The 22437-nt window shown below is 63.0% G+C and carries 21 protein-coding genes; 11 read left to right on the plus strand and 10 right to left on the minus strand.

Annotation, left to right across the window (positions count from 1 at the left end):
* Positions 1–2121, plus strand: coding sequence for a S9 family peptidase (locus M2281_RS03345; RefSeq protein ID WP_280819678.1), 2121 nt, complete (start codon positions 1–3; stop codon positions 2119–2121).
* Positions 2122–2224: 103 nt separating this feature from the next.
* On the opposite strand, the gene M2281_RS03350 is transcribed toward M2281_RS03345, so the two are convergent.
* From M2281_RS03350 to M2281_RS03365, 4 genes are all read right to left on the minus strand, one after another.
* Positions 2225–3178, minus strand: coding sequence for a cytochrome c (locus tag M2281_RS03350; protein ID WP_280819679.1), 954 nt, complete (start codon positions 3176–3178; stop codon positions 2225–2227).
* 9 nt (positions 3179–3187) lie between these two features.
* Entirely contained in the window at positions 3188–3628 is a 441-nt protein-coding gene (locus M2281_RS03355; protein WP_280819680.1) for a c-type cytochrome, read from the minus strand.
* A 151-nt stretch (positions 3629–3779) separates the two neighbouring features.
* The gene (locus M2281_RS03360; RefSeq protein WP_280819681.1) at positions 3780–4376 is read right to left on the minus strand and encodes a superoxide dismutase; all 597 of its coding nucleotides are present in this window, start codon (positions 4374–4376) and stop codon (positions 3780–3782) included.
* Positions 4377–4544: 168 nt separating this feature from the next.
* Positions 4545–5423 carry a branched-chain amino acid aminotransferase gene (locus M2281_RS03365; RefSeq protein WP_280819682.1) on the minus strand — a complete coding sequence of 293 codons (879 nt, stop codon included), beginning with the start codon at positions 5421–5423 and terminating at the stop codon, positions 4545–4547.
* A gap of 154 nt (positions 5424–5577) precedes the next feature.
* On the opposite strand from M2281_RS03365, the gene M2281_RS03370 reads away from it, so the two are divergent.
* Positions 5578–6246, plus strand: a complete 669-nt coding sequence (locus M2281_RS03370; protein ID WP_280819683.1) for a haloacid dehalogenase type II — start codon at positions 5578–5580, stop codon at positions 6244–6246.
* 212 nt (positions 6247–6458) lie between these two features.
* Positions 6459–7205: a L,D-transpeptidase gene (locus tag M2281_RS03375; protein WP_280819684.1), complete on the plus strand. Its 747-nt coding sequence runs from the start codon at positions 6459–6461 to the stop codon at positions 7203–7205.
* 78 nt (positions 7206–7283) lie between these two features.
* Here the strand turns inward: M2281_RS03375 and M2281_RS03380 are convergent, their stop codons facing one another.
* Positions 7284–8798 (minus strand): helicase HerA-like C-terminal domain-containing protein, encoded by a 1515-nt coding sequence (locus M2281_RS03380; protein ID WP_280819685.1) that lies wholly within the window; start codon positions 8796–8798, stop codon positions 7284–7286.
* Positions 8799–9094: 296 nt separating this feature from the next.
* Between M2281_RS03380 and M2281_RS03385 the strand changes: the two genes are divergently transcribed.
* From M2281_RS03385 to M2281_RS03400, 4 genes are all read left to right on the plus strand, one after another.
* Entirely contained in the window at positions 9095–10531 is a 1437-nt protein-coding gene (locus tag M2281_RS03385) for a methylmalonyl-CoA mutase subunit beta (RefSeq protein WP_280819686.1), read from the plus strand.
* Positions 10532–10533: 2 nt separating this feature from the next.
* A complete protein-coding gene (gene scpA, locus M2281_RS03390; protein ID WP_280819687.1) occupies positions 10534–12660 on the plus strand; it encodes a methylmalonyl-CoA mutase in 2127 nt (708 codons plus the stop codon).
* A gap of 65 nt (positions 12661–12725) precedes the next feature.
* Complete coding sequence (locus tag M2281_RS03395) at positions 12726–12956, plus strand: AbrB/MazE/SpoVT family DNA-binding domain-containing protein (RefSeq protein WP_280819688.1); 231 nt, start codon at positions 12726–12728, stop codon at positions 12954–12956.
* Positions 12953–13339 (plus strand): type II toxin-antitoxin system death-on-curing family toxin, encoded by a 387-nt coding sequence (locus M2281_RS03400; RefSeq protein ID WP_280819689.1) that lies wholly within the window; start codon positions 12953–12955, stop codon positions 13337–13339. Before M2281_RS03395 ends, M2281_RS03400 begins: the two co-directional genes overlap by 4 nt.
* 10 nt (positions 13340–13349) lie before the next feature.
* Here M2281_RS03400 and greA read toward each other — a convergent pair whose 3' ends face one another.
* The 5 genes from greA to M2281_RS03425 form a co-directional block, all read right to left on the minus strand.
* Positions 13350–13823, minus strand: coding sequence for a transcription elongation factor GreA (gene greA, locus M2281_RS03405; protein WP_280821096.1), 474 nt, complete (start codon positions 13821–13823; stop codon positions 13350–13352).
* A gap of 121 nt (positions 13824–13944) precedes the next feature.
* Entirely contained in the window at positions 13945–14949 is a 1005-nt protein-coding gene (locus M2281_RS03410) for an asparaginase (protein WP_280819690.1), read from the minus strand.
* A gap of 81 nt (positions 14950–15030) precedes the next feature.
* Positions 15031–15525: a hypothetical protein gene (locus tag M2281_RS03415; RefSeq protein WP_280819691.1), complete on the minus strand. Its 495-nt coding sequence runs from the start codon at positions 15523–15525 to the stop codon at positions 15031–15033.
* Positions 15526–15563: 38 nt separating this feature from the next.
* Complete coding sequence (locus M2281_RS03420; RefSeq protein WP_280819692.1) at positions 15564–16292, minus strand: SDR family NAD(P)-dependent oxidoreductase; 729 nt, start codon at positions 16290–16292, stop codon at positions 15564–15566.
* Complete coding sequence (locus M2281_RS03425) at positions 16289–17455, minus strand: acetyl-CoA acetyltransferase (RefSeq protein ID WP_280819693.1); 1167 nt, start codon at positions 17453–17455, stop codon at positions 16289–16291. Before M2281_RS03425 ends, M2281_RS03420 begins: the two co-directional genes overlap by 4 nt.
* 211 nt (positions 17456–17666) lie before the next feature.
* Between M2281_RS03425 and betI the strand changes: the two genes are divergently transcribed.
* The 4 genes from betI to betA are packed head-to-tail and all read left to right on the plus strand — an operon-like array spanning position 17667 to position 22429.
* A complete protein-coding gene (gene betI / locus M2281_RS03430) occupies positions 17667–18260 on the plus strand; it encodes a transcriptional regulator BetI (protein ID WP_280819694.1) in 594 nt (197 codons plus the stop codon).
* Positions 18257–19783, plus strand: coding sequence for a choline-sulfatase (gene betC / locus M2281_RS03435; RefSeq protein ID WP_280819695.1), 1527 nt, complete (start codon positions 18257–18259; stop codon positions 19781–19783). The genes betI and betC overlap by 4 nt, the downstream gene beginning before the upstream one ends.
* The gene (locus tag M2281_RS03440) at positions 19780–20784 is read left to right on the plus strand and encodes a threonine/serine dehydratase (protein ID WP_425537659.1); all 1005 of its coding nucleotides are present in this window, start codon (positions 19780–19782) and stop codon (positions 20782–20784) included. Before betC ends, M2281_RS03440 begins: the two co-directional genes overlap by 4 nt.
* On the plus strand, positions 20777–22429 hold the full coding sequence (betA, locus tag M2281_RS03445; protein WP_280819696.1) for a choline dehydrogenase: 1653 nt from the start codon (positions 20777–20779) through the stop codon (positions 22427–22429). Before M2281_RS03440 ends, betA begins: the two co-directional genes overlap by 8 nt.
* The last annotated feature ends 8 nt before the right edge of the window (positions 22430–22437 follow it).

Here is a 22437-nt window from a genome sequence, read left to right on the forward strand (position 1 = left end):
ATGACCAATACCGGTACGTTTCCCCAGATTCAGCCCCCGACCACCGAAGAGCGACCGACGGAAGACACGCGGCACGGCGTTACCCGCGTCGACGAATTCGCCTGGCTGCGGGCTGACAACTGGCAGGAAGTGTTTCGCGATCCCACGACGCTCGAGCCGGCGATCCGCGACCATCTGAACGCAGAGAACATCTATCAGACCGCCTTGATGGCCGACACGGTCGAGCTGCAGAAGGCGCTGTTCCAGGAGATGAAGGGGCGCATCAAGGAGGACGACTCCTCCGTGCCGATGAAGGACGGCCCCTACGCCTACGGCTCCTCATTCAAGAAGGGCGGCGAGCAGCCGCGCTATTTCCGCACCCCGCGCGACGGCGGGCCGGAGGAAATCATCCTCGACGGCGACCTGGAAGCCGAAGGCAAGGCCTATTTCCGCATCGGCGGGCTCGATCACTCCTCAGACCATGACCGCCTGCTCTGGGCATTCGACGACAAGGGCTCCGAGTTTTTCACTCTGCATGTTCGCGATCTGACCACCGGCAAGGATCTTGTGGACCAGATCGAGGACACCGGCGGCGGTGGCGTATGGAATGCCGGCAATGACGGCTTTTTCTACACCCGTCTCGACCAGAACCATCGCCCCTCGAAGATATTCTTCCACGCGCTTGGCACCGATCCCGCCGAGGACCGTCTCATCCACGAGGAAACCGATCCCGGCTTCTTCATGAATGTCGCCGGCTCGCGCCGCAAGGACTGGATCTTCATCGGCATCAACGACCACGAAACATCGGAATACCACCTGCTCAGCATGGCCGACCCGATGGCCAAGCCGCTGCTCGTGGCACAGCGGCAGACGGGCCTGCAATACGACCTCGAGGAAGGCGGCGACATCTTCTTCATCCTGACCAATGCCGACGGCGCCACCGATTTCAAGATCATGACGGCGCCGGTTTCCGACCCGGTCCGCGCCAATTGGAAGGACCTGGTTCCTCACGAGCCCGGCCGCCTGATCCTTTCTGTGCTCGGCTTCAAGGACTTCATGGTCAGGCTGGAGCGCAAGGACGGCCTTCCCCGCATCGTCATTCGCGACCGCAACAGCGGCGAAGAGCACATGATCGCCTTCGAGGAGGAAGCGTATTCGCTCGGCCTTTCCGGCTCCTATGAATACGACACCGACGTCATCCGCTTCTCCTATTCCTCGATGACGACGCCCAGCCAGCTCTTCGACTACAATCTGCGCACGCGCGAGCGGGTGCTGCTGAAGACGCAGGAAGTGCCTTCGGGCCACAACCCCGAAAACTACGTCACCCGTCGCCTGATGGCGCCGGCGCATGACGGCGAACTGGTGCCGATCTCGCTGATCTACCACCGCGACACGCCGCTCGACGGTTCCGCGCCCTGCCTTCTCTACGGCTACGGCTCCTACGGCATCACCATTCCTGCCTCGTTCAACACCAACTGCCTTTCGCTGGCCGATCGCGGCTTCGTATATGCCATCGCTCATGTCCGCGGCGGCAAGGACAAGGGCTATGCCTGGTACGAAGACGGCAAGCGGGAAAAGAAGACCAACACGTTCCACGACTTCATCGCCGCGGCCCGGCATCTGGTGGCGGAGCGCTACACCTCGCACGACCGCATCGTCGCCGAGGGTGGCTCGGCCGGCGGCATGCTGATGGGCGCGATCGCCAACATGGCGCCCGAAGCCTTCGGCGGCATCATCGCCGAAGTTCCCTTCGTCGACGTGTTGACGACCATGCTCGACGACACCCTGCCGCTGACGCCGCCGGAATGGCCCGAATGGGGCAATCCGATCGCCTCGGAAGCCGACTACAAGACGATTTCGGCCTATTCGCCCTACGACAATGTCGAGGCGATGCACTATCCGCCGATCCTGGCAGTTGCAGGCCTCACCGATCCGCGCGTCACCTATTGGGAACCGGCCAAATGGGTCGCGCGCCTGCGCAAGCTGAAGACCGACTCCAATCCGGTGCTGTTCCGGATCAACATGGATGCCGGCCACGCGGGCGCCTCCGGCCGCTTCTCGCGGCTCGAGGAGATTGCCTACATCTACGCCTTTGCGCTGAAGGTCACCGGGAAGGTATCGGTCGAACCGGCCAAACCCTGACCGTCGCAAAACTTACGGGTCTTGGAGTGAGATTCTCGCTCCAAGGCTTTGTTTTTGATTCATGATTTTACCCGAAAAGTCTGCAACTTTTCGGGACCGGGCTCTAGGTCCCAGGCTTTGCCTTGCGCGGCGGGTAGCCGTTCGCGTGCGCCGGTATCGCCTTCAGATAGGCGGCGATCGCGGCGCGATCCTCGGGCGTCAGCCTGGCCATGTTCTTCTGGACCTCTACCATCGTGCCGCCGACCGAATCGAAGTCCGGGGTGAAGCCGGTTTCGAGATAGTTGGAGATGTCGGCCTCGGACCACGCGGCGATGCCGCCCTGCCCCGAGGTGATGTTCGGGACGATGCCGTCGCCTTCCGCCGCAGCGGCGCCCGCCAGCCATTTGCCGTCGTCCGTGCCGCCGGTGAATTGACGCGGCGTGTGGCACTCGCCGCAATGGCCGGCCCCCTCGGCGAGATAGCGGCCAAGCAGCACTGGTTCCTGCGCGGTCTCGGGGAAGGTCACGACCGGATCGTCGTCGAGATAGAGCAGTTTCCAAAGGCCCAGCCCCCGCCGCATGTTGAAGGGGAAATGCAGCGAGTGGTCAGGGGCCTTGCCGGTCACGGCCGGCAGCGTCTTCACGTAGGCGTAGAGATCGGCCACATCGCCTACCTTCATGCGCGCATAGGAGGTGTAGGGAAAGGCAGGGTAGAGATGCTCGCCCGAAGGCGAGACGCCTTTCATGACGGCGTTGGCAAAATCCTCCTCCGACCAGCCGCCGATGCCATCCTTCGGATCCTGCGAGATGTTCGGGGCCACAAAGGTGCCGAAGGCCGTCTTCAGTTCGACGCCGCCGGCCAATTCCAGCTTGGCGTCACCCTCCGCCTTCGGCCGGGCGTGGCAGGAGGCGCAGCCCCCTGCCCAGAAGATGCGCTCGCCCTTGGCGGCGTCACCCGTCCCCAACCCGGCCAGCCGGATCGGGTCGAGCCGCACCGGCGCGGTCAGGTACCAGAACGTGGCACCCCCGAGAGCGCACAGCGCAACCGCACCAACGGCGAGTCTGGCAACGACACCCATCGGGCAGTGTCACCCCTTCTTAATGCGGAAAGCCTCGTGGCATGAACCACAGTTCTTCGCCACCTTGCCGAACTCGATCTTGAACTGGTCCAGATCGGCGGGCGAGGCAGAGACGGCCGAAGCGGTGTCGGCCTTGAACTTGTCCACGGCCTTCTGGAAACCGGCCGTGTCCTCCCAGATCTTCGGCGAAGCGGTCGTGTCGCCGCCGGTCTGGCTTCCGTCCGGAAACAGCTTCTGAACGTCGAACTTCTGGGCATCGTCGTTCAGCGCCTTCAGGGCAACCAGCACCTTGTCGGCATCGAAGGGTTGCTCACCCTTGGCAATTGCGGAAATGCTCTTCAGGGTCTTGCCGTTCGACTTCATGATCGCCTGGCGCTCAGAAATCGGGTCCGCAAGAGCTGCCGTCGCGGCAAGTGCTACAGCAGAGATGGCAAGTATCAGTCGTCTCATCAAATAACCTCCGAGTTGCAAATCAGCTGCCTGGAAGGCGGAAGTTGGACGAAAACGTCCTGACATGCTCTTCACGGTTTCGTTATCGGCGACACCCTCTGCCGAAAACAAAAAACCCCGGCCAGGCCGGGGTTTTTCCTATCGAGAAGGCTTAGGCCTTTTCGTAGAGTTCCAGGACGTGGTCCCAGTTGATGAGGTTGTCGACGAAGGCCTCGAGGTACTTCGGGCGCATGTTGCGGTAGTCGATGTAGTAGGAGTGCTCCCACACGTCGACGCCCAGGATCGGGGTCGCGCCGTGAACCAGCGGGTTCTCGCCGTTCGGCGTCTTGGAGATTTCAAGCTTGCCGTTCTTCACCGACACCCAAGCCCAGCCCGAACCGAACTGCGTGACGCCGGCGTTGATGAAATCGGCCTTGAACTTGTCGTAGCCACCGAGATCGCTGTCGAAGGCCTTCTGCAGCGCAGCCGGCAGCTTGTTGCCGCCGCCGCCCTTCTTCATCCACTTCCAGAAATGGACGTGGTTGTAGTGCTGGGCAGCGTTGTTGAAGAGGCCTGCGTTCTTGCCGAAGGACTGCTTGACCACTTCCTCGAGCGACAGGTTTTCCATGCCGGCTTCGGCAGCAAGCTTGTTGCCGTTGTCGACATAGGCCTTGTGGTGCTTGTCGTGGTGGTATTCGAGCGTTTCCTTCGACATGAAGGGCTGAAGCGCTTCGTAGTCATAGGGCAAGGCGGGCAGTTCAAAAGCCATCGGTCATACTCCCTCGTTGGCAATCGCCGGTCGCGTCGTACCGGACACAAATATGTTTAAATCGTTCCCGAACAACCCCCGGTCGTCGTCCGCTCCTTCTAGAGCATCATCACGAAAAGTGGCAGCCTGTTTCCTGCCGTCACCTGGGGCATTTCGACAATAAAATGCTCACACCGCCGGCGTGGAATGCGCCCACTCCCAATAGAGCTCCCTCGCCTTCCGGGCGACCGGACCTGGCTGCAGTTCCCTGCCCTCGATCCTGGTCACCGGAATGACCTTCGAGTGGTTGCCGGTCGAGAAAATCTCGTCGGCCTCCATGAAATCGCTGACGGTCAGTACCTTCTCGGTGGTGCGGAAGCCGTAGTCGGCGAGCAGCGAAATGGTACGCGAGCGGGTGATGCCGGCAAGGAACGTCCCGTTGGCCGCCGGGGTGAACACATGCCCGTCCTTGACCAGGAAGATATTGGACGAGCCGGTCTCGGCAACATTGCCCAGCATGTCGAGCACCAGCGCATTGTCGAAGCCGCGCTTGCGGGCCTCGAGAATGGCGCGCGCATTGTTCGGGTAGAGGCAGCCCGCCTTGGCATTGGTGGGCATGGTTTCGATGGTCGGACGGCGGAAGGGCGAGACCGTGATCGAAAAGCCGGACGGCGGCTGCATCGGCGACTCGTAGAGGCACAGGCAGAATCGCGTCGAGGCCGGGTCGGCCGGCACGCCCATGTAGCCGCCATGCTCGGCCCAATACATCGGACGGACGTAGACTGCCGTGTTGCCGTCGAACTTTTTCAAGCCGTCCCAGCTGAGCCCGATGATCTCATCGGCGGTCATGGTCGGTTCGAGGCCGAGCGCCGTCGCCGACCTGTTGACCCGCGCCGAATGCAGTTCGAGGTCGGGAGCCACGCCCTCGAACCAGCGGCCACCGTCGAAAACCGTGGTGCCGAGCCACATGGCATGGCTGCGCGGCCCGATGACGGCAACGTTGCCTTCGTACCAATCGCCGTCGACATAGGTCCAGGTTTTGGTCTGCGCTGCAGCTGCAAGTGACATGGGATTATCCGTCTTCTGACCCTTGGAGCCGGCATGGAAGACGCTTTGGTCGCCCCCGTCAACCGGCCGCCCGCCGGAAATGTTGATGCCAGCGGTTGTGCGCAATAAGGTGGTTTGCGTTGCGTTTGCGCCTTGATGGCGGACGAGAGGTCCCATGCACCACACCGCCTTTGTCTTCGACGCCTACGGTACCTTGTTCGACGTGCATGCGGCGGTCCGGCGGCATGCCGCCGCAATCGGCCCGGACGGGCAGCTTTTGTCTGACATCTGGCGGGCAAAGCAGCTCGAATATTCCTGGGTGCGCTCGCTCATGGGATCTTATGTCGACTTCTGGCAACTGACCGAGCAGGCGCTGGATTTCGCCTTCCTCAAAGTGCCTTCCGCCGACCGCAACCTGCGCCAGGAACTGCTCGACGCCTATTGGCATCTCGACTGCTACCCGGAGGTTCCCGCTGTCCTCAAGTCGCTGAAGGACAGTGGAGCACGGCTTGCCATCCTCTCCAACGGCTCGCCGGCGATGCTGGAGGCAGCCGTCAAATCGGCCGCCCTCGACCAGGTTCTCGACGACATCTTCTCGGTCGACGCCGTTCGCCGTTTCAAATCCGCCCCCGAAGTCTACGACATGGTCACGACCGGCTGGCGGCTCTATCCGCACGCAGTGTCGTTCCAGTCGTCCAACCGCTGGGACGTTGCCGGGGCCACGCGATTCGGCTTTCGCACCGTCTGGATCAACCGGACCAACCAGCCGGACGAATATCGCGACCTGCAGCCGGGATTGATCCTGCCTTCGCTCAACGGCCTGCTGACCGACGAGCGGGACTAGCCTGACCCCTGGTCCACAAAAAGTGACCCAAATATCACAGTGACTTGGCGGTCACACCATTGCCTTTCTTTCATCACCCTGACGCCAGATTCGGAACCATCTATCGCGCCCAATCTTATGAGGGAGGGACAACGCGCCGCTCGCGGAGCGTTCACGGTTTTTTGCAATGTCGTTAGTTATTCAATTCGGCATTCGGAATTAGAAGGGCATCCATGACCGACTCGATTTTTTCCCCCCGGCTTAGCCGTCGCAAATTTCTGGGGGCGGCAGCCGTCAGTGCCGCTTCTTTTGCAGTTTCCGCCTGCAGTACAGTCTCGCGGTCCAACTATGTCGAGGGCGGCGGGCCAGTAGGTTACGCGCCCCAGGCCAGCGTCGACCCGGCCTTCGGCGACTACGCCATGATGTATGGCCCGCTGGAAGATGAAGGGTTCCAGCTGCCCGCTATTCCGATCAAGAAGATGAACAAGCGCTTCCTGCGTCAGGTCGTGCAGGACCCGACTGGCGAGCGCCCGGGCACCATCGTGGTCGATACCACCAACCACTTCCTCTATCTCGTGCGCGAGGGTGGCGAGGCTATGCGCTACGGCGTCGGCCTCGGCCGTGCCGGCTTTGAATGGTCGGGCCGCGCCGTCATCCAGTGGAAACGCAAGTGGCCGACCTGGACGCCGCCGGATGAAATGATCGGCCGCCAGCCGGAACTGCAGAAGTACAGCGCGGCCAATGGCGGCATGCAGCCGGGCCTCATGAACCCGCTCGGTGCGCGCGCCCTTTATATCTTCAAGGATGGCCAGGACACGCTCTATCGCCTGCACGGCTCGCCGGAGTGGTTCTCGATCGGCAAGTCCGTTTCCTCGGGCTGCGTGCGCCTGATGAACCAGGACATCATCGATCTCTACGATCGCGTCCCCAACAAGACGCCGATCGTAGTGACGGGCAGCGTTGGCGGCGGCGTGGTCTGAGCCACGCCTCGCGATCCCGATACAGGGATGAGGAATAACAGATCGCGGCCCGGGCAACCGGCGCCGCGATTTTTGTTTCTACTTCCTGAGAATGCCGAGAATGCCGCGCACGAGTTCGCGGCCGAGGGTCGATCCCACCGACCTCACCACCGACTTCACCGCAGCTTCCGTCACCGTCTGTCGGTTCGACGGGCGCGGCTGGCTCGTACGCTGATCGCCGTTGCGGTTGTTGCCGAAGTCCGGCAGCGTCCACCCGCCGCCATTTGACGGCGCGCTGCCCTGAGCCGACTGACCGGCCCGCTTCTGCAGAATTTCGAACGCCGATTCGCGATCGATCATCTGCTCGTACTGGCCGGCAACCGGGCTCGCATCCATCACGCGCCGCCGTTCCTCGGGCGTCAGCGGACCGATGCGCGAGGATGGCGGGCGAATCAGCGTCCGCTGCACCATCGACGGGATGCCCTTTTCCTCGAGCGTGGAGACCAGAGCCTCGCCGGTGGCGAGGTTGGTGATGGCCTGGAACGTATTGAAATCGGGATTGGGCCGGAACGTATCGGCGGCCGTCTTCACCGCACTGGTCTCGCGCGGCGTATAGGCGCGCAGCGCGTGCTGGATACGGTTGCCCAGCTGAGCCAGCACCGTTTCGGGCACGTCGAGCGGATTTTGCGTGACGAAATAGACGCCCACGCCTTTCGAGCGGATCAGTCGCACGACCTGCTCGATACGCTCGAGCAGGGCCTTCGGTGCCTCGTTGAACAGCAGATGGGCCTCGTCGAAGAAGAAGACGAGACGCGGCTTGTCGGGGTCGCCGACCTCCGGCAACTGCTCGAACAACTCGGACATCAGCCAGAGCAGGAAGGTCGAATAAAGCCGCGGATTGGTCATCAGCTTGTCGGCGGCGAGCACGTTGACCATGCCACGCCCGTCCCGAGCCGTGCGCATGATATCCGGAATCCGCAGCGCCGGCTCGCCGAAGAAGTTGGCGCCGCCCTGCTGTTCCAGCACCAGAAGCGAGCGCTGGATAGCTCCCACCGAGGCCTTGTTGACATTGCCGTAGCGTGCCGAAAGTTCGTCGGCGCGCGTGGCCATATTGGCCAGCATCGACTGAAGGTCCTTCAGGTCGAGCAGAAGCAGCCCTTCCTCATCGGCGATCCGGAAAGCGATGTTCAGCACGCCTTCCTGCGCGTTGGTGAGGTTCATCAGACGTGACAGCAAGAGCGGCCCCATCTCGCTGATCGTGGCCCGGATCGGGTGCCCCTGCTCGCCGAACAGGTCCCAGAAGATCGTCGGCGTCTCGCGGAACTCGTATGGCTCCAGCTTCACCGCCTCGGCGCGCTTGAGCAAAAAGTCCTTCGGCTCGCCCGGCAAGGCGATTCCCGACAGATCACCCTTCACGTCGGCGCAAAACACCGGAACGCCGGCCTCTGAAAAGCCCTCGGCCAGGACCTGCAGCGTCACCGTCTTGCCAGTGCCGGTCGCGCCGGTGATCAGCCCGTGGCGATTGCCGTATTTCAGGAGCAGATCTTCGCGCCGTTGATAGCTGTCGTTTGGCTTGCGACTGGCACCGATGAAAAGTCTGTCTTCCTGTGCCATATTTTCTCTATCTCCGGATTCCACAGTCGACCAGGGAAGCGCTGCGCAGCCCAAAGCCATTTGAATGGTATAGTTGCGCGAGCACAGCGCGACAACGGCGATCGAACGATTTCACCGTTTGAGGGTTGCAGTCGCTCGGTTGGTTTGGCAATCCAAAGATGGAATGTCATGGTCATGCAATGGCGTGCATTTCCGTGTCATATTTTGTCGCCGTGCCCAACCTATGTTGCATTGCGGCAGGGAGGCGGCGACCGTAAGTTCAGCTTGTCTGGATCGGTCAGGTTAGAGGAGCCAGGATGGACGCGCGAAACGTTTTCAGCGATGTCAAATTTCCCCCAAGCGATCGGGACCGGTGGCTGGCCCTGGCGCAGAAAGCGTTGGCTGGCGCGTCTTTCGAGGAAACTCTGGTTTCGCACACCGACGACGGGTTGCGCATCGAGCCGCTCTACGATCGGCCGAAGACCGCCGAGTTCCTGGCCAGGAAGAATCCCGACACGCCCTGGATCATAGCCCAGCGCATCGACGACACCGATCCCGTTCGCGCCAATGCCCAGGCGCTGCATGAGATCGAGCAAGGCGCGACCGGTCTTGCGCTGGTGTTCGAGGGGGCTCCCAATTCCTTCGGCTACGGCCTCCCCTCCTCGGCAGAAGTGCTCGAAACGGTTCTCGAAGGCGTAGCCCTCAACCGCACCTATCTGCGCGTCGACGTGCACCCCTCGAGCCGCGCCATGGCGGACTGGCTGGTGGCCATCCTCGCCAAGCGCCGCGTCGATCCATCAAGGCTCAACCTGTCCTTCGGCATCGATCCGGCGGCCATCTTTGCCGGCACCGGGCGGCTGCGCATGTCGATCGAGGCGCTGCAGGCCTCGATGCCGCAATCGCTGGCGCATTTCTTCGCGCTTGGCGTGCCCGGCGTACTGCTGGAGGCGGATGGCCGCGTGCTGCACAATGCCGGCGCCACCGAAGCGCAGGAACTGGGCGTGATGCTGGCCTCGGCTGTTGCGCATCTGCGCCTGTTCGAGGACGCTCGGCAGGCGCTGGTCTATGCAGCACCGCATATCGGCTTCTCGCTCAGCGTCGACCAGGACCAGTTCTTTTCAATGGCCAAGATCAGGGCGCTAAGAAAGCTCTGGGCCCGTGTCCAGCAAAGCTGCTCCATCCAGCCCAGCCCGGCAACGATCCACGCCGAGACGTCCTACCGGATGATGACGCTGAAGGATCCCGAGACCAACATCCTGCGCACGACGCTGGCAAGCTTCGCCGCAGCGGTCGGTGGGGCGGATTCGGTGTCTATCCTGCCGCACACGATTGCACATGGCCTGCCCGATGCCTTTGCGCGGCGCGTCGCCCGCAACACACAGCTGATCATGGCTCGCGAAAGCCATCTTGGTTTCGTCGCCGACCCGGCTTCCGGTTCGGGCGGCGTCGAAGCCCTCACCGCCGAGCTTTGCGAGGCTGCCTGGACCGAATTCCAGCTCATCGAGACGGAAGGCGGCCTGCTGCACAGCCTCGCCAAGGGCAATGTCCAGAAGCGCGTCTTCGAGGCGCGCGATCGCCGCGTGGCCGAATACCGCGAAGGCAAACGCGCGCTGGTCGGAACGACCGTTTATCCCTTGGCCGCCGAGCGGCCAGTCGAGACGCTTGCCGCCCCGCGCCGCCCCGCACCGGCCGACGGCACGGTTTTCTGCCAGCACCTGCCCGCCGCACGGCTTGATGAACTGATCGGAGCCTGAGCATGATTCCCGACTTTTCCAAGCTCGGCTGGTCCGATCCGTGCCCCGAGCAGGCTGGCACCGAGGCGGAGATCTGGCACACGCCGGAGGGCATTGCGGTCAAGCATCGCTACAGCCCACATGACCTCTCCGACCTGCCTTATCTCGACAGCTATCCCGGCATCGCGCCCTATATCCGCGGCCCCTACCCGACCATGTATGTCCAGCAGCCCTGGACGATCCGGCAATATGCGGGCTTCTCGACCGCTGAAGAGTCCAACGCCTTCTACAGACGCAATCTGGCTGCCGGCCAAAAGGGCCTTTCGGTCGCCTTCGATCTCGCCACCCATCGCGGCTATGACAGCGACCATCCGCGCGTGGCCGGCGACGTCGGCATGGCCGGCGTGGCGATCGATTCCATCCTGGACATGCGGCAGCTGTTCGACGGCATCCCGCTCGACCAGATGACCGTATCGATGACCATGAACGGCGCGGTGCTGCCCATCATGGCGCTCTACATCGTGGCGGCGGAAGAACAGGGCGTTGCGCAGAAGGATCTCGCCGGAACCATTCAGAACGACATTCTGAAAGAGTTCATGGTGCGCAACACCTATATCTATCCGCCAAAACCCTCGATGCGGATCATTTCCGACATCTTTTCCTACACTTCGCACCACATGCCGAAGTTCAACTCGATCTCCATTTCCGGCTACCACATGCAGGAAGCGGGGGCGACGGCGGACCTGGAGCTGGCCTACACCATTGCCGACGGCATCGAATATGCCCGCGCCGGCGTGGCCGCCGGCCTCGACATCGACAAGTTCGCGCCCCGCCTGTCGTTCTTCTGGGCCATCGGCATGAACTTCTTCATGGAAGTCGCCAAGATGCGCGCCGCCCGCCTGCTCTGGGCGAGCCTGATGCAGAAGAATTTTTCGCCGAAGGACCAGCGCTCGCTGTCCCTGCGCACCCATTGCCAGACGTCTGGCTGGTCGCTCACCGCGCAGGATCCCTACAACAACATCATGCGCACCATGATCGAGGCGATGGCGGCGACACAGGGACATACCCAGTCGCTGCACACCAATTCCTTCGACGAAGCGCTGGCGCTACCGACCGACCATTCGGCTCGCATCGCCCGCAACACCCAGCTGATCCTCCAGAAGGAGTCGGGCACGACCCGTATCATCGACCCGTGGGGCGGCTCGACCTATGTCGAACGGCTGACGTACGATCTAGCCATGCGCGCGCTTGCGCATATCGAGGAGGTCGAGAGCCTTGGCGGCATGGCAGCCGCGACCGAGCGGGGCATTCCAAAACTGCGCATCGAGGAAGCCGCCGCCCGCACCCAGGCACGCATCGACACCGGCGAGCAAGCCCTTGTCGGCGTCAACGCCTTCCGCCCCGAGCAGGACATCGAGGTCGACGTACTCAAGGTCGACAACGCCGAGGTGCGCGCCCGCCAGCTCGCCAAACTGCAGGAGCTCAAGGGTACGCGCGACGTTGCCGCGGTCGAAAGCGCGTTGGACGCGTTGACCAAGGCCGCGCAGGGTAATGACAACCTTCTCGAATTTGCGATCCGCGCTGCGCGCGCCAAGGCGACCGTCGGCGAAATCTCGTCTGCGCTCGAAAAGGCTTTCGGCCGCCACGTTGCGACCGTGCAGACCATCTCCGGCGTCTACCGCGCCGAGATGGGTGAGAACCCGACTGCCGACCGCGTGCAGAAGCTGGTCGAAGCTTTCGAGAAAAAGACCGGTTCGAAGCCGCGCATCCTGGTCGCCAAGATGGGCCAGGACGGCCACGACCGCGGCCAGAAGGTGATTGCCACCGCCTTTGCCGATCTCGGCTTCGACGTGACCGTGGGCGCCATGTTCCAGACGCCCGAAGAGATCGCCAAGCTCGCGGCCGAAAACGATGTCAACATCGTCGGAGCGTCGTCGCTGGCAGCGGGCCATCTGACGCTGATCCCCGAACTGCGCGACGCGCTGAAACGGCTCGGCCGCCAGGACATCATGATCGTCGCCGGCGGCGTGATCCCGCCGCAGGACTATGACGCCGTGCTCAGCTCAGGGGCCACCGAAATTTTCCCACCCGGCACGGTCATTCCAGAAGCTGCGGAGCGGCTGCTGGAGAGGCTGATCCAGCCGAACTAGGCCTCTGCTTGTAGCAGGGTGCCGCGAGTGTTATATCTTCCGTTATAACAATGACGGAGGCAGCGATGAATGTCGTGGTGCGAAAGATCGGAAATTCCGAGGGCGTGATCCTGCCCAAGGAAGTGCTCGACCGGCACAACCTTCGTGCCGGCGACACGCTCGTGCTGATCGAGGAAGGGAACGACCTGAAACTTCGGCCCGCCTCTGACGCGCCTGAGGAATTCGAGCGCAAGATGAAAATCGCACGTGAGCGAATGAAGAAATACGAGGTTGCCTACCGGGCACTCGCCAAATGACCGAATTCCACTCGCGGGAATTCGTTGAGGCGATGCACGCGGAACAATTGCGTCTTCACGGTGGTGCCGCTGGTATTCGCGATGAAGGAATGCTGGAATCGGCTCTTGCACGATCTCTGGAGAAGGAGGCCTATGGCGAGCCTGATCTGTGCGAACTTGCAGCCGCCTATCTGTTCGGGATCGTCAAAAACCACCCCTTCGTGGATGGCAACAAGCGGACGGGCTTTGCCGCGGCCGACCTTTTTCTCTATTTCAATGGCCTCAGCCTCGAGGCTGAGCAAGAAGACATTATACAGCTTGTAGTGATGGTGGCCGCCGGCGAAATTGACGAAGTCGGCGTGGCAGCCTTCTTTCGCGACTACACGCAACCGATATCCAGCTGATCCCTCGGGATCAGCCCACCTTCATCTCGGTGATTTCCCATTCCTTGCCGTTGACGGTGGCGGTATCCCTCACGCCCTTGCCGAACAACGCCACCGCCATGGGCGACACATGCGAGATGGTCCCCTTGGCGGGCTCCGCCTCGTCCTCGCCGACGATCTTCCAGGTCTTGGACTGGCCGTCCTCGTCCTCGATCGTCACCGTCATGCCGAAGCGAACCACGTCACTGTCGGGTTCGGGAACTGACAGTTCCGCTGTCTCGCGGCGGGACGCCCAATAGCGAAGGTCTCGCGAAACCAGGGCGATGCGTTCGCGATTGCCCTCGCGCTCTGCCTCCGCCAGATCCTCGCGCAGCGCGGCGAGATTGGCGTCGATCATGGCCAGGCCATGCTCGGTCACGAGGTTGCGGTGTTCGCTGACCGGCCGTTCGCCAATGTCTGCGATCGCTTTCTCACTGTCTTCTTCGCGGGTAAAAGCTCTGCTCATCATGAGAGCTTATGCTTTGGCAATACTTCGCACAAGCTCTCCAATAGGTGGTGAGAGCACGCAACCGCCGGCATGCTTGCTGCGGCAACCGAGCCGCAGCTTTGGCGGCCGAGAAAATGCACTAGGCCAGCGCTGCCGTAGGCCGCAAACCCCCGACCACCATGCCGTTTCGGTTGGTCAGGACCGGATTTATGAACTCGCGCAGTTTCTCGGTCAGCGCCTCGTCGCCGGCCAAAAGCTTCGCCATGACCGCTGCGACCATCACTTCCGCCGCGCGGAAAGCGCCCTCATCGCATTTCAGTGCGATGCCGAGGCCGAGTTCGGGCACCGCCGCGCAGTACACCCCTTCCGCACCGACCTTGACGAACAGCCGGCCGGCCGCGCTGCGCATCAGAAGGGTGTCGAAGCTCTCAGTGCCTCCCACATAAAACGGTTCGGCCATGCAGGCAGCAAACAGACGCCGGGCCGCCTTGGCGCGTTCTTCTCCGAGCCCAACACCAGTCGCCATCCGAGCAAAGCCATGCGCGAGGTTGCGCAGTGGCACCGCATAGGTCGGGATCGAACAGCCATCGATGGCGCGATTGTCAGCGTTGTGCGCCGCACCCGTGACGTTCTCAAGCGCTTCGCACAGCATCTGCTGATACTGGTGTCCGGCGTTTACATAGCCGCGGTGCTCGATGCCGGCATGGCAGCAGGCGCACAAAAAGCCCGAATGCTTGCCCGAGCAATTGTTATGCAGGGCATTTGCCGTGCCGCCGCTGCGCGCCAGGTCGATGGTCGCCTGCTGGCACGACGGCCAGTGCGTTCCGCACTCCAGCGCCTGCTCATCCAGCCCAGCCTTGGCCAGCATGGCGCTGGCGAGTTCCACATGCCCGGCCTCGCCATCATGCGAGGCGCAGGACAGCGCCAGTTCCTTGTTGCCGAAGCCATAGGCATCCGCAGCGCCGGTTTCCACCAGCGGCAGCGCCTGGATCGACTTCACCGCCGAGCGCGGAAAGGTCGGCCGCTGCGTATCGCCGATTTCCAGAACGGCCTTGCCGTCCGCATCGAAAACCGCGATCGCGCCGCGATGCCTGCTCTCAACGATATCGCCGCGCAGGACTTCGACCAGAACCGGATTCGACATGGAGTATTGACCTCGAAACTTGCGATTGCGGCCGACTTGATAGCCGCAAAGCGAGACGATGCAAAGGAAATACGGGTGGCCTCAGTCTTCGAAGGCGCTTTCCAGAACCATTCGCAAAGTTAGCGCCTCGGTCTGGTCGGCGGGCGCTTCATACAGAACGTCATCAACCAACCACCCATCAGGCGTGGATACCACCGCTATGCGATCAGTCCAGCCGGCTTCGGGCGTTTGGGGAAACTTGTAGCTCACCTCAACCAGGGTGCGGCCACCCGTGTCGGTGATCGCCCCCGGCTCGCAGACCGGCGCCAGGTCGGGATAGGTCTGATAGGGAATGCCGTCGCCGAATGGCGGCTTGTCGTCCGGATTGGCCTTGGCGATGGCATCGTTGCGGTTCTCTGCCTCAGCGACCGCGTCTCGCAACGACGGCGTGAGCAGATTGCGGACGCCTGCCGCATTATCCTCCACCCGCGTCTGGCAGAAGGCTTTGGCAAGCTCGGCGGCGGACTGGGCTGCCAGGGCGTTGGACAACCCGCAGACCGTGAAGCACATGGCCGTGAAGATGGCGTTCAGTCGCATTCGATCCCCTCTCCCAAGCCGGCCAGCGGCAGATAGATCTAGGCCTCGGCAGTCACTCCCGCAGCCAGAAAGCCGCCGTCGACGGCAAGCGTATGGCCGTTGACGAAGCTTGCCTCGGGCGACAGAAGGAAAGCTACCGCGGCCGCCACTTCTTCGGGCTCGCCGTAGCGCGCCTGCGGCACGCGGCCGACCCACAGCCGCCGGGCTTCGATGGAGCCCGCGTCGTCCGTCGGTCCGGGCGCGACGCAATTGACCCGCACGCCGCGGCTGCCGAATTCCAGCGCCAACACCTCCGACATCAGCTTCACGCCGGCCTTGGAAGCACCATAAGCCAGATGGCCGCGATTGGCGCGCATACCCGAAACCGAGGAGATATTGACGACCGATAGGGCTTGCCCCATCCGCTCCAGCGCCGCCTTGGCCGCGATGAAGGCGCCAACCAGATTGACGTCGAGAAGCTCGCGCAGCAGTTCGGCGCTGGTTTCCTCGGCCATGGCATCGCGCGCAATGCCCGCCGCATTGACCAGCCCGCCGATCAAGCCGAGCCGGTCCACCACCTCGTCGAAGGCGGCGTCGAGCTCGTCTTCGTCGGTAACATCCGCCTGGATGAAGATGGCGTTCTCGTCGGCGAAGAGATCCTCGGCCGCGATCAACGCCTGTTCGTCGATGTCGATGATCGCCACCGGCCAGCCGTCATCCAGAAGCCGGCGAGCAATGGCGATGCCTATACCCGATGCGCCTCCGGTGACGACAGCCGAATGCCTCATCTGATGCGATCCAGGATCGAGACGTAGTTGGCGACCGCAGCGCCGCCCATGTTGAAGATGCCGCCGAGCTTTGCCCCGGGCACCTGGATGCCGCCGGCCTCGCCGGTCAGCTGCATCGAGGTCAGCACATGCATGGAAACACCAGTGGCGCCGATGGGATGGCCCTTGGCCTTCAGGCCACCGGAAGGATTGACCGGCAGCTTGCCGTCCTTGGCGGTGAAGCCCTCCAGCACAAGATTCGCGCCCTCGCCCGGCTTGGCCAGCCCCATCGCCTCATATTCGATCAGCTCGGCGATGGTGAAGCAGTCATGCGTCTCGACGAAGGAGAGGTCGTCCAACGTTACGCCCGCCTTCTTCAACGCGTGCTTCCATGCCTGCTCGCAGCCTTCGAAGGCGAGGATGTCGCGCTTGGACATCGGCAGAAAGTCCTGCACATGCTCGTTGGCCCGGAAGGCTACCGCCCGGCGCATCGACAGCGCGTCGGAGCTGTCCATCAGCACCAGCGCCGCTGCGCCGTCCGATACAAGCGAGCAGTCGGTGCGCTTCAGCGGGCCGGCAACGAAGGGGTTCTTTTCGCTCTCGGTGCGGCAGAACTCGAAGCCGAGATCCTTGCGCATCTGAGCATAAGGGTTTTCGACGCCGTTCTTGTGGTTCTTGGCCGCGATCATCGCCAGCGCGTCCGACTGGTCGCCATAGCGCTGGAAATAGGCCTGCGCGATCTTGCCGAAGACGCCGGCAAAGCCCGCCGGCGTGTCGCCTTCTTCCGGCAGATAGGAAGCTTTCAGGAGATTCTTGCCGATCTCCGGTCCCGGCGTCGTCGTCATCTGTTCGGCGCCAACTACCAGAACGACACGTGCCGCCTTTGCATCGATAGCGCGAATGCCCTGCCGCACGGCTGCCGAGCCGGTCGCGCAGGCGTTTTCCACGCGCGTCGCGGGCTTGAAGCGCAGCCGGTCATCCATCTGCAGCACGAGGCTTGCGGTAAAATCCTGAGCCGAGAAGCCGGCGTTGAAATGGCCCAGCACGATCTCGTCGACGTCGTCCGGACCGAGACCCGCGTGGTCGAGCGCCTCGGCCGCCACTTTGGTGATCAGGCTTTCGAGCGTTTCGCCTTCGAGTTTGCCGAAGCGCGAATGCGCCCATCCGACGATACAAGCAGTCATGAGACTCTCCGAATTCCGGGGGACATTCCTAGCATACTAAGAATGCAAGCGTAACTGTTCAATCATGAACATAATGCGCCAGGCGCGGGCCGGCAACAGGGTCGTGGTTCCGTCGCCTCATTGTGAATTGTCGCTACCACCAAACCGGGTGACGGGATTTTTATTGATTGATCAGTTAATTAAAAATAGGCTTGCCGTTGGAGGAATTTAAGTGCCCAAGGTCGGAATGGAACCCGTGCGCCGCAAGGCGCTGATCGACGCAACGATCTCTGCGATTGGCGAGCGTGGGTCGCTGGACGTCACCATGTCGGAGATTGCCGGCCGCGCGGGCGTCTCGTCGGCGCTGGCGCACCACTATTTCGGCGCCAAGGACGAGTTGCTGCAGGCCACCATGCGGTATCTCCTGTCGGAACTCGGCACCGACCTGCGCGCCGCCCTGCCCGGCTCGACGGGCCCGCGCGAGCGCGTGCTGGCCGTCATCGCAGTGAACTTTTCCGACAAGCAGTTCCAGGCCGAGACCATTGCCGCCTGGCTTGCCTTCTATGTCGAAGCGCAGAAGTCGCCTGCCCTGCGGCGCCTGCTCCGCGTCTATGCCCGCCGCCTGCATTCGAACCTGATGAGCGGACTTTGCGCACTGATGCCGCGCAGTGAAGCCGACCGGGTCGCCGAAGGCATCGCGGCCCTTATCGACGGTTTTTACATCCGCCGCGCCCTCAAGGACGGTGCACCGAACGCGGCAAGCGCGGTGGCGGTGATCGAAGATTATCTCGAAACGAAACTCCAGCAGCACAAGACAGCCTCATGAGCGGCCGCCCCAACATACTGATCATCATGGTCGACCAGTTGAACGGGACGCTGTTCCCGGACGGTCCGGCCGACTTCCTGCACGCGCCGAATATCAAGGCGTTGGCCGCCCGCTCGGCCCGCTTCCGCAACAACTACACCGCCTCGCCGCTCTGCGCGCCGGGCCGGGCCTCCTTCATGAGCGGGCAGCTGCCGTCGCGCACCGAGGTCTATGACAACGCCGCCGAGTTCACCTCGTCGATCCCAACCTTCGCGCATCATCTGCGTGCGGCGGGCTATCACACCTGCCTGTCAGGCAAGATGCATTTCGTCGGCCCCGACCAGTTGCACGGTTTCGAGGAGCGATTGACCACCGACATCTACCCGGCCGATTTCGGCTGGACGCCCGACTACCGCAAGCCGGGCGAGCGCATCGACTGGTGGTATCACAATCTCGGCTCGGTCACCGGCGCAGGCGTCGCCGAGATCAGCAACCAGATGGAATATGACGACGAGGTCGCCTTCCACGCCGCGCAGAAGCTCTACGACTTCGCCCGCGTCTCGGACGATCCGCAGCGCCGCCCGTGGTGCCTGACCGTCTCCTTCACCCATCCGCACGACCCCTATGTCGCGCGCCGCAAATATTGGGACCTCTACGAAGACTGCTCCGCGCTGGAGCCGGAGGTCGGCTTCATCCCGAAGGAGAAGCAGGACCCGCACTCCCAGCGGCTCTATCTCGCCAGCGACTACGACAGCTTCGACATCCAGTCCGAGCAGGTGCGCCGCTCGCGCCAAGGCTACTTCGCCAACATATCCTATCTGGACGACAAGGTGGGCGAGCTGATCTCGGTGCTCGAACGCACCCGCATGCTGGATGACACCATCATCCTGTTCTGCTCCGACCACGGCGACATGCTCGGCGAGCGAGGCCTGTGGTTCAAGATGTGCTTCTTCGAAGGCTCTGCCCGCGTGCCGCTGATGGTGGCGGGCAAGGGCGTCACGCCCGGCCTGATCAAGGCGCCGACCTCGAACCTCGACATCTGCCCGACGCTCTGCGACCTCGCCGGCATCGACATCGCCGACATCATGCCGTGGACCGACGGGCAGTCGCTGAAGCCTCTGATAGAGGGCCGGCCGCGCAGCGAACCGGTACTGATGGAATACGCCGCCGAGGGTTCTTATGCCCCGCTGGTGGCGATCCGCGACGGCAAATACAAGTTCGTCCATTGCGAGATCGATCCGCCGCAACTCTTTGATCTGGAATCGGATCCGCTGGAACTCACCAACCTCGCCGCCGATACGGCCAATGCCGCATTGGTCGCCAGCTTCATGGAAAGGGTCCGGGCGCGCTGGGACCTGGCGGCCTTCGACAGGGCGGTGCGCCAGAGCCAGGCACGGCGCTGGGTGGTCTATCCGGCGCTTCGGAACGGCTCCTACTTCCCGTGGGATTTCCAGCCGCTTAGGCAGGCTTCCGAACGCTACATGCGCAACCACATGGATCTCAACGTGCTCGAAGAGCAGAAACGCTTTCCGCGAGGTGAATGATGGCTACCCCGATCGTCCCTACTCTCGACCATATCAAGCGCGCCTATGCCGTCACCTCGCAGGTGACCCAGCTGACGCCGCTTCTGGAATCGCGCCCGCTTACGGCGATGACGGGTGCTGCCCGCGTCTTCGTCAAGCCGGAGTCGCTGCAATGGGCCGGCTCCTTCAAGGTGCGCGGCGCCTATTGGCGTCTGAAGCAGCTGTCGCAGGAGGAAGCGAAGCGTGGCGTGGTCGCCTATTCGTCCGGCAATTTCGCGCAAGGCCTTGCCGCCGCCGGCCAGGCGCTCGGCATACCGGTCACCATCGTCATGCCAATCGACGCGCCGGCCGCCAAGCGTGAGGCCACGGCGGGCTATGGCGCGCGCGTGGTGCTGACCGACCATGGCAGCCGTCCCCGCGAGGAGGTCGCCTCCGAGCGCGCCCGCGAAATCTCGAAAGAAGAAGGCCTTGCCCTGCTGCATCCGTTCGACGACTCGGAGATCGTCGCGGGCCAGGCCGGCATCGGCCTCGAAGCGCTCGAGCAGTTGGCCGCCAAGGGCGCCAAGGCCGACATCGTGCTTTGCGCGGTCGGCGGCGGTGGCCTGATCGGCGGCGTGTCGCTCGCCTTCCACTATCTCTCACCCGAAACGCAGGTGATCGCCGTCGAGCCGGAAGGCTTTAACGGCATGGGCACCTCGCTCGCCAAGGGCGCAATCGAAACCATGCCGCTGGTCTCGCCCTCGATCTGCGACGGCTTGATGGCGCGCAAGCCGGGCGAGGCTCCCTTCGCCGCCGTCAGCGCCGCCGGCGTGCGCGGCATGGCAGTCAACGACGCGTCGGTGCGCCACGCCATGAAGATCGCCTTCGAGCGGTTGAAGCTCGTACTCGAGCCTTCGGGCGCAGCAACTCTCGCCGCCCTTCTCGATGGCGGCCTCGACTTCGCCGGCAAAACCGTTCTGGTCATCGCGACCGGCGGAAACGTTTCCATGAATGATTACATGAGGCACCTTGCCGATGCTTGAGGCAGATTTCGTCATCGTTGGTTCCGGCTCGGCAGGCTCGGCCATGGCCTACCGGCTGTCGGAAGTCGGCAAGCATTCGGTTATCGTCATCGAATTTGGCGGCACGGATATGGGGCCGCTGATCCAGATGCCTTCCGCACTTTCCATACCGCTCAACATGCCGCTCTACGACTGGGGCTTTTCCAGCGAACCGGAGCCTCATCTGGGCGGACGCGTGCTGGCCACGCCGCGCGGCAAGGTGCTGGGCGGCTCCTCCTCCATCAACGGCATGGTCTATGTGCGTGGCCATGCGCATGATTTCGACCACTGGGCCGAGCAAGGCGCCATGGGCTGGCGCTATGCCGACGTGCTGCCCTACTTCAAGCGCATGGAGCATTCGCACGGCGGCGAGGATGGCTGGCGCGGCACCAGCGGGCCGCTGCATGTGCAGCGCGGCAAGCGCGCCAACCCGCTTTACGCCGCCTTCATCGAGGCGGGCAAGCAAGCCGGCTTCGAACTGACCGACGACTATAACGGCTCCAAGCAGGAGGGCTTTGGGCCGATGGAGCAGACCATCCATCGCGGCCGCCGCTGGTCGACCGCCAATGCCTATCTGCGGCCCGCCCTGAAGCGGAAAAACGTTCGCCTGGTCAATGGCTTCGCGCGAAAGGTGGTCATTAAGAATCAACGCGCCATCGGCGTCGAGATCGAGGCTCGCGGGAAGATCGAGGTCGTGAAGGCGCGGCGCGAAGTTATCATTGCTGCCTCGTCGATCAATTCGCCCAAGATCCTCATGCTGTCGGGCATCGGCCCCGCGCAGCACCTAAAGGATCATGGGATCGCGGTCGTCGCGGACCGCCCCGGCGTCGGCGCCAATCTGCAGGACCATCTCGAACTCTACATTCAGCAGGAATCGATCAAGCCGATCACGCTGAATTCCGTCCTCAATCCCGTCTCCAAGGCGCTGATCGGCGCGCAGTGGATGCTGTTCAAGAACGGCCTGGGCGCCACCAACCACTTCGAGGCTGCCGCCTTCGTGCGCTCGGCCGCCAATATCGACTATCCTGACATCCAGTATCACTTCATCCCGGCGGCCGTACGCTATGACGGCAAGGCCGCGGCAAAGTCGCATGGCTTTCAGGCCCATGTCGGGCCCATGCGCTCGAAATCGCGCGGCGCGGTCACGCTGCGCTCGCCGGACCCGAAGGAAAAGCCGGTCATCCGCTTCAACTACATGTCGCACCCGGACGATTGGGCCGAGTTCCGCCGCTGCATCCGCCTCACCCGCGAGATCTTCGGCCAGGCAGCTTTCGATCCCTATCGCGGCGAGGAGATTTCGCCGGGCAGCCACGTGCAGACCGACGCCGAACTCGACATCTTCATCCGCGACCATGCCGAAAGCGCGCTCCACCCCTGCGGCACCTGCCGCATGGGCCGCGCGGACGATCCGATGGCGGTGGTGGACCCGGAATGCCGTGTCATCGGCGTCGACGGCCTGCGCGTGGCCGATTCTTCCATCTTCCCGCGCATCACCAACGGCAATCTCAACGGCCCGTCGATCATGACCGGCGAGAAGGCAGCCGACCACATCCTCGGTCGCACCCCGCTCGCTCCGTCCAATCAGGAGCCATGGATCAACCCGCGCTGGCAGGTTTCGGACCGTTAAGCTAGAGC

It is taken from the genome of Pseudaminobacter soli (ex Li et al. 2025) (assembly GCF_029892515.1).
In the GTDB taxonomy this organism is placed as follows: domain Bacteria; phylum Pseudomonadota; class Alphaproteobacteria; order Rhizobiales; family Rhizobiaceae; genus Pseudaminobacter; species Pseudaminobacter soli_A.

What these genes read in the sequence shown, in the direction of transcription:
- M2281_RS03345 (WP_280819678.1), top strand. Translation starts at nt 1, where the DNA reads ATGACCAATACCGGTACGTTTCCCCAGATTCAGCCCCCGACCACCGAA.
- M2281_RS03350 (WP_280819679.1), bottom strand. Translation starts at nt 3,178, where the DNA reads ATGGGTGTCGTTGCCAGACTCGCCGTTGGTGCGGTTGCGCTGTGCGCT.
- M2281_RS03355 (WP_280819680.1), bottom strand. Translation starts at nt 3,628, where the DNA reads ATGAGACGACTGATACTTGCCATCTCTGCTGTAGCACTTGCCGCGACG.
- M2281_RS03360 (WP_280819681.1), bottom strand. Translation starts at nt 4,376, where the DNA reads ATGGCTTTTGAACTGCCCGCCTTGCCCTATGACTACGAAGCGCTTCAG.
- M2281_RS03365 (WP_280819682.1), bottom strand. Translation starts at nt 5,423, where the DNA reads ATGTCACTTGCAGCTGCAGCGCAGACCAAAACCTGGACCTATGTCGAC.
- M2281_RS03370 (WP_280819683.1), top strand. Translation starts at nt 5,578, where the DNA reads ATGCACCACACCGCCTTTGTCTTCGACGCCTACGGTACCTTGTTCGAC.
- M2281_RS03375 (WP_280819684.1), top strand. Translation starts at nt 6,459, where the DNA reads ATGACCGACTCGATTTTTTCCCCCCGGCTTAGCCGTCGCAAATTTCTG.
- M2281_RS03380 (WP_280819685.1), bottom strand. Translation starts at nt 8,798, where the DNA reads ATGGCACAGGAAGACAGACTTTTCATCGGTGCCAGTCGCAAGCCAAAC.
- M2281_RS03385 (WP_280819686.1), top strand. Translation starts at nt 9,095, where the DNA reads ATGGACGCGCGAAACGTTTTCAGCGATGTCAAATTTCCCCCAAGCGAT.
- scpA (WP_280819687.1), top strand. Translation starts at nt 10,534, where the DNA reads ATGATTCCCGACTTTTCCAAGCTCGGCTGGTCCGATCCGTGCCCCGAG.
- M2281_RS03395 (WP_280819688.1), top strand. Translation starts at nt 12,726, where the DNA reads ATGAATGTCGTGGTGCGAAAGATCGGAAATTCCGAGGGCGTGATCCTG.
- M2281_RS03400 (WP_280819689.1), top strand. Translation starts at nt 12,953, where the DNA reads ATGACCGAATTCCACTCGCGGGAATTCGTTGAGGCGATGCACGCGGAA.
- greA (WP_280821096.1), bottom strand. Translation starts at nt 13,823, where the DNA reads ATGAGCAGAGCTTTTACCCGCGAAGAAGACAGTGAGAAAGCGATCGCA.
- M2281_RS03410 (WP_280819690.1), bottom strand. Translation starts at nt 14,949, where the DNA reads ATGTCGAATCCGGTTCTGGTCGAAGTCCTGCGCGGCGATATCGTTGAG.
- M2281_RS03415 (WP_280819691.1), bottom strand. Translation starts at nt 15,525, where the DNA reads ATGCGACTGAACGCCATCTTCACGGCCATGTGCTTCACGGTCTGCGGG.
- M2281_RS03420 (WP_280819692.1), bottom strand. Translation starts at nt 16,292, where the DNA reads ATGAGGCATTCGGCTGTCGTCACCGGAGGCGCATCGGGTATAGGCATC.
- M2281_RS03425 (WP_280819693.1), bottom strand. Translation starts at nt 17,455, where the DNA reads ATGACTGCTTGTATCGTCGGATGGGCGCATTCGCGCTTCGGCAAACTC.
- betC (WP_280819695.1), top strand. Translation starts at nt 18,257, where the DNA reads ATGAGCGGCCGCCCCAACATACTGATCATCATGGTCGACCAGTTGAAC.
- M2281_RS03440 (WP_425537659.1), top strand. Translation starts at nt 19,780, where the DNA reads ATGATGGCTACCCCGATCGTCCCTACTCTCGACCATATCAAGCGCGCC.
- betA (WP_280819696.1), top strand. Translation starts at nt 20,777, where the DNA reads ATGCTTGAGGCAGATTTCGTCATCGTTGGTTCCGGCTCGGCAGGCTCG.